Origin of the sequence: Citrobacter cronae, assembly GCF_016893685.1 — a bacterium.
In the GTDB taxonomy this organism is placed as follows: domain Bacteria; phylum Pseudomonadota; class Gammaproteobacteria; order Enterobacterales; family Enterobacteriaceae; genus Citrobacter; species Citrobacter werkmanii.
Genome location: NZ_CP069763.1, coordinates 3,149,322 through 3,165,094 on the forward strand (window position 1 = coordinate 3,149,322; position 15,773 = coordinate 3,165,094).

Annotated in this window: 17 protein-coding genes; 16 read left to right on the top strand and 1 reads right to left on the bottom strand. The window is 53.5% G+C overall.

The genetic code is table 11. The features are described from left to right. Positions 1-6: 6 nt before the first annotated feature. The 6 genes from putP to phoH all read left to right on the top strand — a co-directional run bounded on the left by putP (position 7) and on the right by phoH (position 7,084). On the top strand, positions 7-1,515 hold the full coding sequence (gene putP, locus JSN25_RS13485) for a sodium/proline symporter PutP (protein WP_038639556.1): 1,509 nt from the start codon (positions 7-9) through the stop codon (positions 1,513-1,515). A gap of 950 nt (positions 1,516-2,465) precedes the next feature. Beyond that, complete coding sequence (gene efeU, locus JSN25_RS13490; RefSeq protein WP_137347912.1) at positions 2,466-3,299, top strand: iron uptake transporter permease EfeU; 834 nt, start codon at positions 2,466-2,468, stop codon at positions 3,297-3,299. Between the two features lie 58 nt (positions 3,300-3,357). Then, complete coding sequence (gene efeO, locus JSN25_RS13495; RefSeq protein WP_121528863.1) at positions 3,358-4,485, top strand: iron uptake system protein EfeO; 1,128 nt, start codon at positions 3,358-3,360, stop codon at positions 4,483-4,485. Positions 4,486-4,490: 5 nt separating this feature from the next. Continuing rightward, complete coding sequence (efeB, locus tag JSN25_RS13500) at positions 4,491-5,774, top strand: iron uptake transporter deferrochelatase/peroxidase subunit (RefSeq protein WP_087856992.1); 1,284 nt, start codon at positions 4,491-4,493, stop codon at positions 5,772-5,774. Positions 5,775-6,020: 246 nt separating this feature from the next. Further along, complete coding sequence (locus JSN25_RS13505; protein ID WP_170973269.1) at positions 6,021-6,317, top strand: hypothetical protein; 297 nt, start codon at positions 6,021-6,023, stop codon at positions 6,315-6,317. Beyond that, entirely contained in the window at positions 6,296-7,084 is a 789-nt protein-coding gene (phoH, locus tag JSN25_RS13510; protein WP_006685183.1) for a phosphate starvation-inducible protein PhoH, read from the top strand. Before JSN25_RS13505 ends, phoH begins: the two co-directional genes overlap by 22 nt. A gap of 49 nt (positions 7,085-7,133) precedes the next feature. On the opposite strand, the gene JSN25_RS13515 is transcribed toward phoH, so the two are convergent. After that, a complete protein-coding gene (locus JSN25_RS13515; protein ID WP_121528864.1) occupies positions 7,134-7,427 on the bottom strand; it encodes a YciI family protein in 294 nt (97 codons plus the stop codon). Positions 7,428-7,801: 374 nt separating this feature from the next. Between JSN25_RS13515 and ccmA the strand changes: the two genes are divergently transcribed. The 10 genes from ccmA (at position 7,802) to JSN25_RS13565 (ending at position 15,768) form a co-directional block, all read left to right on the top strand. Then, positions 7,802-8,425 (top strand): cytochrome c biogenesis heme-transporting ATPase CcmA, encoded by a 624-nt coding sequence (ccmA, locus tag JSN25_RS13520; RefSeq protein ID WP_121528865.1) that lies wholly within the window; start codon positions 7,802-7,804, stop codon positions 8,423-8,425. Further along, positions 8,422-9,081, top strand: coding sequence for a heme exporter protein CcmB (gene ccmB / locus JSN25_RS13525; protein WP_069323296.1), 660 nt, complete (start codon positions 8,422-8,424; stop codon positions 9,079-9,081). Before ccmA ends, ccmB begins: the two co-directional genes overlap by 4 nt. A gap of 36 nt (positions 9,082-9,117) precedes the next feature. Beyond that, entirely contained in the window at positions 9,118-9,864 is a 747-nt protein-coding gene (locus JSN25_RS13530; RefSeq protein ID WP_085048544.1) for a heme ABC transporter permease, read from the top strand. Next, on the top strand, positions 9,861-10,073 hold the full coding sequence (gene ccmD / locus JSN25_RS13535) for a heme exporter protein CcmD (RefSeq protein ID WP_085048543.1): 213 nt from the start codon (positions 9,861-9,863) through the stop codon (positions 10,071-10,073). The genes JSN25_RS13530 and ccmD overlap by 4 nt, the downstream gene beginning before the upstream one ends. Then, positions 10,070-10,546: a cytochrome c maturation protein CcmE gene (ccmE, locus tag JSN25_RS13540; protein ID WP_042309391.1), complete on the top strand. Its 477-nt coding sequence runs from the start codon at positions 10,070-10,072 to the stop codon at positions 10,544-10,546. The genes ccmD and ccmE overlap by 4 nt, the downstream gene beginning before the upstream one ends. Beyond that, entirely contained in the window at positions 10,543-12,498 is a 1,956-nt protein-coding gene (locus JSN25_RS13545) for a heme lyase CcmF/NrfE family subunit (protein ID WP_085048542.1), read from the top strand. The genes ccmE and JSN25_RS13545 overlap by 4 nt, the downstream gene beginning before the upstream one ends. Beyond that, positions 12,495-13,052, top strand: a complete 558-nt coding sequence (locus JSN25_RS13550; RefSeq protein WP_204525025.1) for a DsbE family thiol:disulfide interchange protein — start codon at positions 12,495-12,497, stop codon at positions 13,050-13,052. The genes JSN25_RS13545 and JSN25_RS13550 overlap by 4 nt, the downstream gene beginning before the upstream one ends. After that, on the top strand, positions 13,049-13,516 hold the full coding sequence (locus JSN25_RS13555; protein WP_233638414.1) for a cytochrome c-type biogenesis protein: 468 nt from the start codon (positions 13,049-13,051) through the stop codon (positions 13,514-13,516). The genes JSN25_RS13550 and JSN25_RS13555 overlap by 4 nt, the downstream gene beginning before the upstream one ends. Next, positions 13,513-14,379: a c-type cytochrome biogenesis protein CcmI gene (gene ccmI, locus JSN25_RS13560; protein ID WP_087856996.1), complete on the top strand. Its 867-nt coding sequence runs from the start codon at positions 13,513-13,515 to the stop codon at positions 14,377-14,379. The genes JSN25_RS13555 and ccmI overlap by 4 nt, the downstream gene beginning before the upstream one ends. A gap of 225 nt (positions 14,380-14,604) precedes the next feature. Beyond that, positions 14,605-15,768 (top strand): NapC/NirT family cytochrome c, encoded by a 1,164-nt coding sequence (locus JSN25_RS13565; RefSeq protein WP_069323301.1) that lies wholly within the window; start codon positions 14,605-14,607, stop codon positions 15,766-15,768. Positions 15,769-15,773: the final 5 nt, after the last annotated feature.

Consider the following 15,773-nt stretch of genomic DNA (forward strand, 5'->3'; position numbering starts at 1 on the left):
GTTTTGATGGCTATTAGCACACCGATGTTAGTGACATTCTGTGTCTATATTTTCGGCATGATATTGATAGGGTTTATTGCATGGCGTTCAACCAAAAACTTTGACGATTACATTCTGGGTGGACGCAGTCTGGGTCCATTCGTGACCGCGTTATCCGCTGGCGCATCCGATATGAGTGGCTGGTTGCTGATGGGGCTGCCAGGCGCGATTTTCCTGTCGGGGATTTCAGAAAGCTGGATCGCCATCGGCCTTATTTTGGGCGCATGGATCAACTGGAAGCTGGTGGCCGGACGTTTACGCGTACACACCGAATACAATAACAATGCGCTGACGTTACCGGATTACTTTACCGGTCGCTTTGAAGATAAAAGCCGCATTCTGCGGATTATCTCCGCGCTGGTTATTCTGCTGTTTTTCACCATCTATTGTGCTTCAGGGATTGTGGCAGGGGCGCGTCTGTTTGAAAGCACCTTTGGCATGAGCTACGAAACAGCACTGTGGGCGGGGGCGGCTGCGACGATCATTTATACCTTTATCGGTGGTTTTCTGGCGGTAAGCTGGACTGATACCGTTCAGGCCAGCCTGATGATCTTTGCTCTGATCCTGACGCCGGTCATGGTCATTATCGGCGTGGGTGGATTCGATGATTCGCTGGAAGTGATTAAACAAAAGAGCATTGAGAACGTAGACATGTTCAAAGGGCTGAATTTTGTTGCCATCATTTCTCTGATGGGCTGGGGCCTGGGCTACTTTGGCCAGCCGCATATTCTGGCGCGCTTTATGGCGGCAGATTCTCACCATAGTATTGTGCATGCACGTCGTATTAGCATGACCTGGATGATCCTGTGTCTGGGCGGCGCAGTAGCCGTTGGTTTCTTCGGTATCGCTTACTTTAATAACAACCCGTCGCTGGCAGGTGCCGTTAACCAGAACGCTGAGCGTGTGTTTATTGAACTGGCGCAAATCCTGTTCAACCCGTGGATTGCCGGTATTCTGCTGTCTGCGATCCTCGCGGCGGTGATGTCGACCCTGAGCTGCCAGTTGCTGGTGTGTTCCAGCGCAATCACCGAAGATTTGTACAAAGCGTTCCTGCGTAAAAATGCCAGCCAGAAAGAGCTGGTGTGGATTGGTCGTATCATGGTGCTGGTTGTGGCCCTGGTGTCCATCGCGCTGGCGGCCAACCCGGAGAACCGTGTACTGGGTCTGGTAAGCTACGCCTGGGCAGGCTTTGGCGCGGCGTTTGGTCCGGTGGTTCTGTTCTCGGTAATGTGGTCGCGCATGACCCGCAACGGCGCGCTGGCAGGGATGATCATCGGCGCGGTGACGGTAATCGTCTGGAAGCAGTTTGCCTGGCTGGGTCTGTATGAAATCATCCCTGGCTTTATTTTCGGCAGCATCGGTATTGTCGTCTTTAGTCTGTTGGGTAAAGCGCCATCAACCGCAATGCAGCAACGTTTTGCCGAGGCTGACGCGCATTATCACTCCGCGCCGCCGTCTCGTTTACAGGCAGAATAATCTACCTTTGTCCTCAGGCCCGCCGCGTGCGCAATATCGTTCGGTTAAGCATGTATGGAGAACGTTTTACCCTGAATTAGTTTCCGTTCACCTTATGTGCATTGCTTCTCTGATATCGCTATACCTGTGAACGTGCAAGGGAGGCTCACCGCCGCCTCCCTTGCATCCCAGGCTCCCGGCGGGAAAATCGTCGCTRCGCGAGCTATTCGTCTTATGCCGTCTGCCTGTCGGGTCGGGGCCGAGCCTGYGTCCCTGYAGGCCGTCCCCTCTGTCCGCATCCCTGCGGACAGACCCGGTCAGCCGTCAACGCCTCATCGATTTTCAGCCGGACCGGGGTCATCGCTTCAACGCTCTGAYTTTCAGTAAAATCTTTTTTGCTGTTCAACATATTCAAATAAAAACACAGGAGGTCAGGTGTGGCTGGTCCGGCTGAAAATTGCCGACGTGTTTCCGTAAGGCMGGGAGAGCCAGCATGGATGCTGGCTCAGGGCGCGCTTTRCAGGGACGCTACCTCGCGCCCGGCCCGGTMGCCTGRAGGAATAARCGGAGGGNACCGCGGAGCGGCAATTTTCCCGCCGGGAGCCGGGATTGTAAAGGGCGTGGCGGAGAACGCCCTTTACACGTTCACAGGAATCGGTGTTTCAGAGAAACGATGTACATGAGGTGAACGGAATCCTTTCCCTGAAATAGCATGTTCATTACCTTCGCGAATACAGGTTGATGCTTTCTGATATAGAGGCGTTAACTTAATGACATTGACGCATGTGGGGGGCTTTTATTACCTACGCTGCAAGCTCGCTATAACCATTACCTGCCTAACCTTTTACATTCAGTCATCATTCTCAAAACATTCTGCTTGAGTTTTTCTTTCCTGTAATGATAATCACTATCACTGTAATTTACTTTTCTTTGCATCAATTGACTGAGAATAACGTTTAAGGGTTCTTCGCATGTTTGTTCCATTTCTAATTATGTTGCGCGAAGGGTTAGAGGCCGCGCTGATTGTCAGCCTGATTGCCAGCTACCTGAAACGGACTCAGCGTGGTCGTTGGATTGGTGTGATGTGGATTGGTGTGCTGCTGGCGGCGGCGTTATGCCTGGCGTTAGGGATTTTCATCAACGAAACCACCGGGGAATTTCCGCAAAAAGAGCAGGAGCTGTTCGAAGGCATCGTGGCGGTCATTGCCGTGGTGATCCTCACCTGGATGGTGTTCTGGATGCGTAAAGTTTCACGTAATGTCAAAGTCCAGCTTGAACAGGCTGTCGATAACGCGTTACAGCGCGGCAACCATCACGGCTGGGCGCTGGTGATGATGGTCTTTTTTGCCGTCGCCCGCGAGGGGCTGGAGTCGGTGTTCTTCCTGCTGGCGGCGTTTCAGCAGGATGTCGGCATCTGGCCGCCGCTGGGCGCGATGCTGGGGCTGGCCACCGCGGTGGTACTGGGTTACCTGATTTACCTCGGCGGTATTCGTCTCAATCTCGGGGCATTCTTCAAGTGGACCAGTCTGTTCATTTTGCTGGTGGCCGCCGGACTCGCTGCTGGAGCCATCCGCGCCTTCCACGAAGCCGGGTTATGGAATCATTTTCAGGATGTGGCGTTTGACATAAGCAGCGTACTTTCGACGCACTCGCTGTTTGGCACGTTGATGGAAGGAATCTTCGGCTATCAGGAGGCGCCAAGCGTGAGTGAAGTGGCTGTCTGGTTTATCTACCTGATTCCGGCATTCATTATTTTTGCGCTACCGCCGCGTTCAGGCACTACGGCATCGCGTACCGCACCTTAAAAAAAACGCGATGCGGAATACTTTTTAGTTACAACATACTTATTCAAAGGACCATGTTATGACGTTTCATTTTCGCCGTAGTGCGCTGCAGTTGGGTATTGCCACGCTGTTTGCATCCGTTTTTTCTGCACAAGCCGCCGATATTCCGCAGGTGAAAGTCACGGTTAACGATAAACAGTGTGAGCCGATGACGATCACGGTTAACGCCGGGAAAACGCAGTTCATCATCCAGAACCACAGCCAGAAAGCGCTGGAGTGGGAGATCCTCAAAGGCGTTATGGTGGTTGAAGAGCGCGAAAACATTGCGCCGGGCTTTAGCCAGAAAATGACGGCCAACCTGCAGCCTGGCGAATATGATATGACCTGTGGTTTGTTGACCAACCCGAAAGGCAAATTGATCGTAAAAGGAAGCGCTACAGCGGATGCCGCGCACAGTGATGCTCTGTTGAGTCTGGGCGGCGCGATTACCGAGTACAAAGCCTACGTGACGGCAGAAACCGCGCAACTGGTAGCGGGTACCAAAGCCTTCACCGATGCGATTAAAGCCGGCGATGTGGAAAAAGCAAAATCCTTGTATGCGCCAACGCGTCAGCACTACGAGCGTATTGAACCGATTGCCGAACTGTTCTCCGATCTCGATGGCAGCATTGATGCGCGGGAAGATGATTACGAACAAAAAGCTGCCGATCCGAAATTTACCGGCTTCCACCGTCTGGAAAAAGCGCTGTTCGGTGACAATACCACCAAAGGGATGGACAAGTATGCCGACCAGTTAAACCACGATGTCCTTGACCTGCAAACGCGTATTAGCGAGCTGGCCTTCCCACCGTCTAAAGTGGTAGGTGGCGCGGCAGGGCTGATCGAAGAAGTGGCAGCCAGCAAAATCAGTGGGGAAGAAGATCGCTACAGCCATACCGATCTGTGGGATTTCCAGGCCAACGTTGATGGCGCGCAGAAAATTGTCGATCTCCTGCGTTCTCAGTTACAAAAATCCAATGCTGAACTGTTAGCGAAGGTGGATGCGAACTTCAAAAAAGTCGATACCATTCTGAGCAAGTACCGTACCAAAGACGGTTTTGAAACCTATGACAAACTGACCGATGCCGATCGCAATGCGCTGAAAGGGCCAATCACGACGCTGGCGGAAGACTTGTCTCAATTACGCGGTGTTCTGGGTCTGGATTAAGCACTATGCAGCAAGATAATGAAAACGGCGTGAGCGAACCTTCACGCCGACGTTTGTTGAAAGGGATGGGCGCTTTGGGCGGCGCGCTGGCGTTGGCCGGCGGATGCCCGGTTGCCCATGCGCAAAAACCGCAAAGCGCGCCGGGAACGTTGTCTCCTGATGCGCGCAGTGAAGTGCAGCCGTTTTATGGCCAACATCAGGCGGGGATCCTGACGCCGCAGCAGGCATCCATGATGCTGGTGGCGTTCGATGTTCTCGCCAGCGATAAGGCCGATCTTGAACGTCTGTTCCGGTTGCTAACCCGTCGTTTTGCGTTTCTGACTACCGGTGGGCCTGCGCCGGATACGCCGAATCCGCGGTTACCGCCGATGGATTCCGGTATCCTTGGCGCATACATCGCACCAGACAATTTGACGATCACGTTGTCGGTCGGATCCTCGCTGTTTGACGAGCGCTATGGTCTGACACCGCAGATGCCGAAAAAGCTGCAAAAAATGACGCGCTTCCCGAATGATTCTCTGGATGCAGCGCTGTGCCATGGCGATCTGCTGTTGCAGATTTGCGCCAACACACAGGACACCGTCATCCACGCGCTGCGCGATATCATCAAACATACGCCCGATCTGCTCAGCGTTCGCTGGAAACGTGAAGGATTTATTTCCGATCACGCCGCGCGCAGTAAAGGGAAAGAGACCCCGGTCAACTTGCTTGGCTTTAAGGACGGTACCGCGAACCCGGACGCTACAGATGCGAAGCTGATGCAAAACGTGGTGTGGGTTACGGACGGGCAGGGCGAACCTGCATGGGCGCAAGGCGGCAGCTATCAGGCCGTGCGGCTCATTCAGTTCCGCGTGGAGTTTTGGGATCGCACGCCGCTGAAAGAACAGCAAACGATTTTTGGTCGCGATAAACACACCGGTGCGCCGCTGGGTATGCAGCATGAGCACGATGTGCCTGACTATGCCAGCGATCCAGAAGGTGAGGTGATTGCGCTCGACAGCCATATCCGTCTGGCAAACCCGCGTACGAAGGAGACCGAGTCCAGCCTGATGATGCGTCGCGGTTATAGTTATTCGCTCGGCGTGACCAATTCCGGTCAACTTGATATGGGACTGTTGTTCGTCTGCTATCAGCACGATCTGGAAAAAGGTTTTCTGACAGTGCAGAAACGCCTGAACGGTGAAGCGCTTGAGGAGTATGTCAAACCAATTGGTGGCGGTTACTTCTTTGCGTTGCCGGGTGTCAAAACCGCAGATCATTATCTCGGACAGAGTCTGCTCGAAGCTTGATATCTATGCCCCGCAGCGCGGCGGGGCTTTTACTGACATCTTCATGAATGAACGAATTATTTTTTATGATCGGTCTGTGAATGAAATAATTTTGTCATCTTTCTGCAAGAGACTGTCTGTAGCGACAAGTCAAAATCAAGTTAATGGCAAGTAAAAATATTGTTGCATTAGCGAAAGATTATGATGTACTTATAAGTAACAGCGGTAGTTCCCGGCGGTGATAGTTGTTCACTATGGAGATCGCGAATGGAAAAGTCCTGTACTGGACACGTTTTTCACAGTAACAGCAGTACCTTACGCGGACGTTTCTCTTCCGGTAGCCACTTCGTCACCGCTAAATCTCTCCCCCTTTCACTTTTTATCCTTGTAACTGACGCCCTGTACGGTGCGCGTAGCCGTGGGTGGCGTCTTATCCAAAAGCAAGCAATGGCTTACAAGGAAGCCAACCCTCAGATGTTCGTGCGCATAATCGTGCCGCTAACGGCGCGTGTGATGTATACCTACAACTCAAGGTGCTATCCATGGGAAGACAAAAAGCAGTGATCAAAGCTCGTCGCGAAGCAAAACGGGTGCTGAGGCGGGACTCGCGTAGCCATAAGCAACGTGAAGATGAATCGGTCACCTCGCTTGTGCAGATGGGCGGCGTAGAAGCGATCGGAATGGCGCGTGATAGTCGCGATGCCACGCCAATCACGGCGCGAAATGAGGCTCAGGCGCACTACCTGAATGCTATCGAGAGTAAACAGCTGATCTTCGCCACCGGTGAAGCCGGGTGTGGTAAAACCTGGATCAGCGCGGCAAAAGCAGCAGAGGCGCTGATCCACAAAGATGTGGACAGGATTATTGTAACCCGTCCGGTTCTGCAAGCTGATGAAGATCTAGGCTTCTTACCTGGAGATGTTTCCGAGAAGTTCGCTCCCTATTTCCGCCCGGTGTATGACGTGCTGGTGAAACGTCTGGGAGCCTCCTTTATGCAATATTGCCTGCGACCTGAGATTGGTAAGGTGGAAATCGCGCCGTTCGCCTATATGCGTGGACGAACATTTGAAAATGCCGTGGTCATTCTTGACGAGGCTCAGAATGTTACTGCTGCGCAAATGAAGATGTTTTTGACTCGCCTCGGGGAAAATGTGACGGTGATTGTGAATGGGGATGTAACCCAGTGCGATCTACCCGCCCACGTTCGCTCAGGGCTAAGCGATGCGCTGGCCCGTTTCGAAGAAGATGAAATGGTTGGGATCGTTCGTTTCAATAAAGATGATTGCGTTCGCTCGGCGCTCTGTCAGCGAACGCTCAACGCTTACAACTGATGAGTACGCCGTCTTCAAGGCCCGGGAAACCGGGCTTTGTTTTGCGGTATTACAGAATATCTTTTAAGGCGGCAGTCGTCATGGTCGCTTCAAATGGGATCAACTCAACTTTCGCGACGCCAGCCTGCTGGAAGGGATCCTGACTCAGATAGTGTTCTAATTTCTCATCGTCATCACATTTTGCCAATATCACACCACCGGAACGTGGAATTTTGCGGCCTGATGCCAGGAATAAACCTTCCGCATAGCCTTTTTGCAGCCAATCCACGTGGGCAGGAAGTAGGCTATCAACGTCATTCAACGGTTTTATATAGGTTAAAACAACAACATAAATAACACTCATTTTATTGTCCCTGCTTTTTGAAAGTGTATTAACGTAGCATATAACCAGGGAGAGAAAAGATTAATATCAGCACTGTCCTTCCTAAGTTTTAATATTAAAAATGCATATGCAGCATTTATGTCTGTTAATTGTACACTTGTAGGGTGCGGGTGGGTTGGCAGGGTTGATGGCTGGCGAAAAAATGGCGGCTATCGCTTAATTGGCGAGTTATTATTAATAATCATGAAACATTCGTGATGAGATAAATATTACGATAATGTTCCAGATCATGAGCGTTTTATATTTTTTAACATATTTGGCAAACTGAAACGCATACTTTCGCTATACTGTAGATCCTTGAATACGCTGCGCTCCCGAACTGGATCCGCCTTCTAATGCTTGAATTAAAAAATATTGCGTGCCTGCGGGATGAACGTCTGCTCTTTTGCCGCCTATCATGTTCTATTCAACCCGGCGAAGTTGTCCAAATATCGGGGCCTAATGGGGCAGGAAAAACCTCTTTATTACAGCTACTAACCGGATTATCAACGCCGAGCGAAGGGCAGATTTTGTGGCAGGGAAAACCGCTGCATCGGATGCGTGACGACTGGCATCGTCAACTGTTGTGGCTTGGCCATCAGGTTGGCGTAAAAGGGGGGCTGACGGCGGAGGAAAATTTGCGTTTTTATCACCCGCAGGCGTCGCTTGAGACGCGCTGGCAAGCGCTGGAGCAGGTCGGACTGGTCGGTTTTGAAGATGTGGCTGTGGCTCAGCTTTCTGCCGGGCAGCAGCGGCGCGTAGCGCTGGCCAGGCTGTGGCTCAGCCGCGCAATGTTCTGGATTTTAGATGAACCTTTTACTGCGCTGGACGTGGCTGGCGTGCAAAAACTGACCACACGACTGGAGCAGCATGTCGTCCATGGCGGCGCAGTTATTCTGACAACCCATCAACCTTTACGGCCTCTCTGCGTCCCGTTGCGCACGATTACGCTCAATGAGTATGAGGCGGCTATGGCATGATCACGCAGATTTTCTGGCGCGACCTGCGTCTTGCCTTTCGTAACTGTGCCGAAATTATCAACCCGCTGTGGTTTTTCTTGATTATCGTCACGCTGTTTCCACTCAGTATTGGCCCGGAGCCGCAGTTGCTGCGGCAAATTGCCCCCGGCATCGTCTGGGTAGCAGCGCTACTCTCCTCGCTGCTGGCAATGGATCGGCTGTTTCGTGATGACTGGCTGGACGGTTCGTTGCAGCAGATGATGCTAATGCCAGTCCCGCTTTCGCTGGTGGTGCTGGCGAAAGTCGCCGCGCACTGGGTGGTTTCCGGGCTACCGCTGTTAATCATTTCGCCGCTTATCGCCACGCTGTTCGGCCTCTCCGTTGCGGAGTGGCAAGTGCTGGCGCTTACGCTATTGTTGGGTACGCCCACGCTCAGTTTTATTGGCGCGATTGGCGTCGGACTGACCGTCGGATTGCGGCGCGGCGGCGTATTGCTCAGCCTGCTGGTGCTGCCGCTGATGATCCCTTTATTAATTTTTGCAACCGCCGCCGTGGGCGCGGCGCAGATGCTGCTGCCGGTTGACGGCTATCTGGCGATTCTCGGGGCCTTCCTGGCAGGAAGCGCCACCTTAAGTCCGTTCGCCACTGCGGCAGCGTTACGAATCAGCGTGCAATAACTTCCGTCATCTCCGGGAATATGAGGCAAAGAAAAAATGTGGAAAGCGTTACACCAACTCGCCATTCCAGAGCGGTTGTATAAGGTCTGCGGGCGATTTATTCCGGCAATGGCTCTCCTGAGCGCGCTGTTTCTGGTGGTGGGCTGCATCTGGGGCTTTGTCTACGCCCCAGCGGATTATCAGCAGGGCGAAAGCTATCGCATCATGTATCTGCATGTGCCCGCGGCTATCTGGTCGATGGGGATTTATGGCTCGATGGCGGTGACCGCCTTTGTGGGCCTGATTTGGCAAATGAAAATGGCGGACAACGCGGTGATTGCGATGGCGCTTCCCGGCGCTGTCTATACCTTCATCGCGCTGGTCACCGGTTCGGCCTGGGGCAAACCAATGTGGGGAACCTGGTGGGTGTGGGATGCGCGTCTGACCTCCGAGCTGGTGCTGCTGTTCTTATATGTCGGCGTGATTGGCTTGTATCACGCCTTTGACGACCGCCGCCTGGCCGGGCGCGCCGCCGGGATCCTCGTTCTGGTCGGGGTAGTCAATTTGCCGATTATTCATTTTTCCGTTGAATGGTGGAACACCCTGCATCAGGGGTCGACCAATATGCAGAAAACCATCGATCCATCTATGCGTATGCCGTTGCGTTTAACGATTTTCGGCTTCTTATTCCTTTTTATTACTCTGACATTAATGCGTATGCGTAATTTGATTCTGCTGCAGGAACGTCGTCGCCCATGGGTGGCGCAGCTGGTTTCCGGGCGCAAGAGCGAGGTTAATTCATGACCAGCGCTTTCCACTCCTGGAGTGATTTCTGGCAGATGGGCGGCTACGCCTTTTATGTCTGGCTGGCGGTTGCCGTGACGGCGCTCTCGCTGCTGGTTGTGGTCTGGCATGCCTGCTGGCAGCGCAGGGCGCTGCTGGCTGACGTACAGCGTCAAATGGCGCGCGAGCGCCGGATGCAGGCGGCGCGTAAAAAAGGAGAGGCGTTGTGAATCCGCGTCGTAAGGTACGACTCTGGCTTGCCTGTAGCGTGTTGGGAGGACTGGCGCTGACGGTCGGACTGGTGATGTATGCGCTCAGCGCAAATATCGATCTCTTCTATACGCCGGGGGAAATCATTTACGGCAAGCGGGAAAATGGCCAGAAGCCGGAACCGGGACAGCGCCTGCGCATTGGCGGCATGGTGATGCCCGGCAGCGTGAAGCGTGACGATAAAACGCTGGACGTGACCTTTAAGCTCTACGATGCGCGCGGCGTGGTAGAGGTGAGCTATACGGGGATCCTGCCAGCGCTGTTCAGAGAAGGGCAGGGAGTGGTGGCACAAGGAACACTGCAAGACGGTACCCATATTCGCGCCAAAGAGGTGCTGGCGAAACATGATGAAAACTATACCCCTCCGGAGATTAAAGAGGCGATGGATGAAAATCATCACCCTGCCGGGAATCAACAAGGAGCCGCGCAATGATCCCTGAAATTGGGCATTTTCTGCTGTGCCTGGCGCTGGGTATTTCCTGCCTGCTCGGGCTGTATCCGACCTGGGGCGCGATGCGCCAGGATACGCGGATGATGGCGCTGGCGAAACCGCTGTCGTTCGCCATGTTTGCGGCGATCCTCGGGTCATTCCTGATACTGGTTTATGCTTTTGTGGTGAATGATTTCACCGTTCAGTATGTCGCCAGCAACTCGAATACGCTGCTGCCAGTATGGTATCGCGTGGCGGCTACCTGGGGGGCGCACGAAGGGTCGCTGCTGCTGTGGGTGCTACTGATGAGCGGCTGGACCTTTGCTGTGGCGGCGCTGAGCCGCAACATTCCCCTGGAAGCATCTTCCCGCGTGCTGGCGGTGATGGGGATGATCTCCTTCTGCTTCCTGGTGTTCATCCTGCTGACCTCGAACCCGTTTGTACGTACGCTGCCGGACTTTCCGATTGAGGGCCGCGATCTGAATCCGATGCTGCAGGATATTGGACTGATTTTTCATCCACCGATGCTGTACATGGGGTACGTGGGTTTTTCCGTCGCCTTTGCTTTTGCCATCGCCTCGTTAATGACCGGGCGTCTGGACAGCGCCTGGGCGCGCTGGTCGCGTCCGTGGACGCTGGCGGCGTGGAGCTTCCTGACGGTGGGCATCGTGTTGGGTTCTGCCTGGGCATACTACGAGCTGGGCTGGGGTGGTTGGTGGTTCTGGGATCCGGTCGAAAACGCCTCGCTGATGCCGTGGCTGGCCGGCACGGCGCTGATTCACTCACTGTCAGTAACGGAGAAGCGGGGTAGCTTCAAGTCCTGGACCGTGCTGCTGGCAATCCTTGCCTTCTCGCTCTGCCTGCTCGGTACCTTCCTGGTGCGTTCCGGGGTGCTCATCTCTGTACACTCATTCGCCTCCGATCCGACGCGCGGCCTGTTTATTTTGGCGCTGCTGGTGATCACCATCGGCGGTTCGCTGCTGTTGTTTGCCATTAAAGGCGGGAAGGTGCGCTCTCGGGTACGTCATGAGCTGTGGTCGCGCGAGTCGCTGCTGTTGGGGAATAACGTCCTGCTGATCGCCGCGATGTTGGTGGTGCTGTTGGGCACACTACTGCCGCTGATTCATAAATTATTGGGGCTGGGTAGTATCTCAATTGGTGAACCATTCTTTAATTCGCTGTTTATCGTGCTGATGATTCCCTTCTCGCTACTGTTGGGGATTGGGCCGCTGGTGCGCTGGCGGCGCGATGAATTGCATAAGCTGCGTAAGCGGCTGCTGGTTGCGGCGCTGGTGTCGATTGTGCTGGCCGTGGTGCTGCCGTGGCTGATGCAGGACCGTATTAAGGCGATGACCGTGCTTGGTCTGCTGATGTCGCTGTGGGCGTTGGTTCTGACAGTGATGGAGGTAGTGGAGCGCGCTACCGATCGCCATACCTTCTGGCGCGGGCTAACTCGCCTGGGACGCAGCCACTGGGGGATGGTGGCTGGGCATGTCGGGCTGGTGGTGACGGTGATTGGCATCGCCTTTAGCCAGAACTATAGCATTGAGCGCGATGTGCGTATGAAGCCGGGCGATAGCGTCGATATTCATCAATATCACTTTGTCTTCCGCGACGTTCAGGACATTACAGGTCCGAACTATTTTGGCGGTGAAGCGGTGATTGACGTCTCGCAGGACGGGCGGCATATCAGCACGCTGCGGGCAGAAAAACGTGTCTACAGCAGCAGCCGGATGGAGATGACCGAGGCCGCCATCGACGGCGGGTTGGTGCGCGATCTGTATGCCGCGCTGGGTGAAGAACTGGATGACGGCAGTTGGGCGGTGCGCCTGTACTACAAACCGTTTGTTCGCTGGATCTGGTTTGGCGGAATGTTAATGGCGCTTGGTGGCGTATTGTGCATTCTGGACCCGCGCTACCGCTTACGTAAATCGCTGCCGGAGAACGCACAATGAACCGCAAAGTCCTTTATCTGCCGCTGGTTATCTTTCTGGTTCTGGTGGCGGCGCTGATGTGGCAACTGCTGCGCAATAGCGACGGCGATGACCCGACGGCGCTGGAGTCGGCGCTGGTTGGCAAACCGCTCCCCGCGTTTCATCTGGCGTCGCTGGAGAAGCCTGACGTGATGCTGGACGCGTCCAGTATTATCAATGGTAAGCCGGTGCTGCTTAACGTCTGGGCGACCTGGTGTCCAACTTGCCGCGCGGAGCACCAATACCTGCGTTCCCTCGCGGCGCAGGGTATTCGCATCGTGGGCATTAACTATAAAGACGATCGCCAGAAGGCGCTGGACTGGCTGCAGGAGCTGGGTAATCCATACGCGCAGGGGGTGTTTGATGGTGACGGTATGCTGGGATTGGATCTCGGTGTCTACGGTGCGCCGGAAACCTTTCTTATCGACGGCAAAGGCATTATTCGCTACCGCCATGCAGGCGATCTGAACGAACAGGTATGGCAGCAGGAAATCCTGCCGTTGTGGAATAAATACAGTCGGGAGGGCAGCGCGTGAGATTTTTGCTAATGACGTTGCTAACGGCGCTGCTATCGTTTCAGGCGCTGGCGGCGATTGACACTTATCCGTTTAAAAATGAGGCTCAGGAGCAACAGTTCCGCCAACTGACCGCGCAACTGCGCTGCCCGAAATGCCAAAACAACAGTATTGCCGACTCCAATTCGATGATTGCCGCCGATATGCGTAAAAAAGTCTGGCAACTGATGGCGGAGGGGCAAAGCAATCAGCAAATTACCGATTATATGGTGGCGCGCTACGGTAACTTCGTCACCTATGAGCCGCCGGTAACGTTGGCGACGCTGATCCTCTGGCTGCTGCCCGCCTGTTTTGTACTGGGCGGCGCGCTGGTCATTTTCCGTTTAAGCCGTCGCCCGCGGGCAGCGCGGGAAACGGAACTTAGTCCGCATGAGCAGGCGCGTTTGCAAGCGCTTCTCGATGAAAACAAAAGGACCCTGAAATGATCGTCGCTTTTCTTATCATGATGATTTTACTGCTGGGGACGGCGGCACTGCTGTTTATTCCTTGGTCAGGCAGACAGCGCGTTGATCGTAATACGATGAATCATATGATTTTTCGTGCGCGTCTTCAGGAGCTTGATGAAGACATTTCTCCGGTAAATGCGGCTCAGCAACAGCAGTTGGTTGACGATTTACGCTTGAATTTATTGGAAGATTTGCCTGAGTCGCCAAAAACGGATAACAAAAATAGTAGCTATTGGGTGTATATTCTCGGGGTTATTATACTAACCTCTTTATGCGTAGGGGTATTCGTCCGAACGAGTTACGTCCCCCGTGTAATTGAGTGGCAGCAGGTCGTGCAGCAAACGCCGCAACTGATGCAGCGCGTGATGGATCCCCAGGGGAAACCGCTGTCGGAAGAAGAGCTGTTTCGCCTGGCGCTGGGGCTACGTACTCGTCTGCAGCAATATCCGGCAGACCAGCTAAGCTGGACGATGCTCGGTAGGTTACAACTGGTGCTGAATAACCCCGGGGCTGCGTTACAGGCGTTTGATAAAGCGCGACAGTTGGCGCCGGGAAATGCGGATGCGCAACTGGGCTATACCGAAGCATTGCTGCACTCTACGGATCCGAATGATAGCCGTGAAGCCCAGCAGTTGCTTGATACGTTGCTTAAAAATAACCATAACGATGTAAGGGTACTCAGCCTTGTGGCGTTTAACGCCTTTGAGCATCAACAATATGATAAAGCGATAGCAGCATGGCAACTGATGCTGAAACTGTTACCGCCGGACGATAGCCAACGAGAGATCATTATTCGTAGTATCGACCGCGCGAAAAAAGAACAAATCGCTACACTGAAATAATCAAAATATATCAACATTTGCGCGAAGGTTTGTTCGATTTGCAATGTGATACCACGCTGAAATTATCGGCTAATCAACCTCTGATGATTAGCCCGCAGAATCAAACTTCCATAAGCATTGTTGGAGTAGAAGATGACGGTAATCGCTATAAATATTTTTATATAGCGATTGTCATGTGGCAAGGACTATTGCGTCTTTATTTTAGGAAAAGGGTTAAATAATAAGATGAGAAAACTTTCACTGGAACGTTCAGGTAGGCGAAAAATTATATTTATCGCCCTGCTGGTTGGGATCATTATTGGTGTCGTGCTGCTGGCGGGTACGGCAACTATCATGCATAAAACCAGCGACACTGAATTCTGCGTGTCGTGTCATACCATGCAACAACCTCTGGCGGAATATCAGGGCAGTGTGCATTTCCAGAACAATAAAGGTATTCGCGCCGAGTGTGCCGATTGCCACGTTCCCCACCAACCGATCGATTATATGCTGACCAAAATTGGCGCCCTGAAAGATGTCTGGGGTGAAATGACCGGCAAAATCGATACCCCAGAAAAATACGAGGCGCATAAGCTCGCGATGGCCCAGAGCGTCTGGGATGGGTTGAAGAAGAACGACTCGGCAACCTGTCGTTCCTGCCACGACTACAAAGCGATGGATATACTGGCGCAAACGCCTGAAGCCCGTAAGCAGCACCCGGTGGCGATCAAAGAGGGCCAAACCTGTATCGATTGTCATAAAGGCGTCGCACACATTCTACCGAACATGAGTGGCCTGGCGGCAGCAGGGGCGAGCGAACTGGCGAATGCGGCAGCGAAAACGCCGGCAACGGCGACCACGTTGTACACCATTCAAACCCAACCGTTCTGGCTTAGTGAGAAAACAACCGATCATAACGACGGTAACCTGATGGCTTCCACCGAAGTGCAGGTAGTGAAACGTGACGGTGATATGGTACTGGCTGACGTCAAAGGCTGGCAGCAGGATGGCGTCACCGAGGCGTTCTACGCCGCGCGTGGTAAACGCATCATGAGCGCCCTGCTGGGTGAGGAAGCGCGTAAGGCGTTGAAAGTGAACAGCACGGTAACCGATGAAGAGACGAAACAGGTCTGGCATGAAGTCGATCTGCAGGTCTGGCTGCCGGCGAAAAGTCTGATTGGCGATCAACAAAAAATCTGGAGCTACGCCTCCGAACTCATGGCTAACAACTGTACCGGTTGCCACGGTCTTACCGAGTTGAATCGCTTTAACGCCAACCAGTGGATTGGGGTGGTTAAAGGCATGTCCGGTCGTACGTCGCTGACGCAGGAACAGGTTCGTCTTCTGACCCAGTACGTACAAAAACACGCGAGCGACATGCCCGCAGCAGCCGATCAGGACAAAAAATAAGGAGC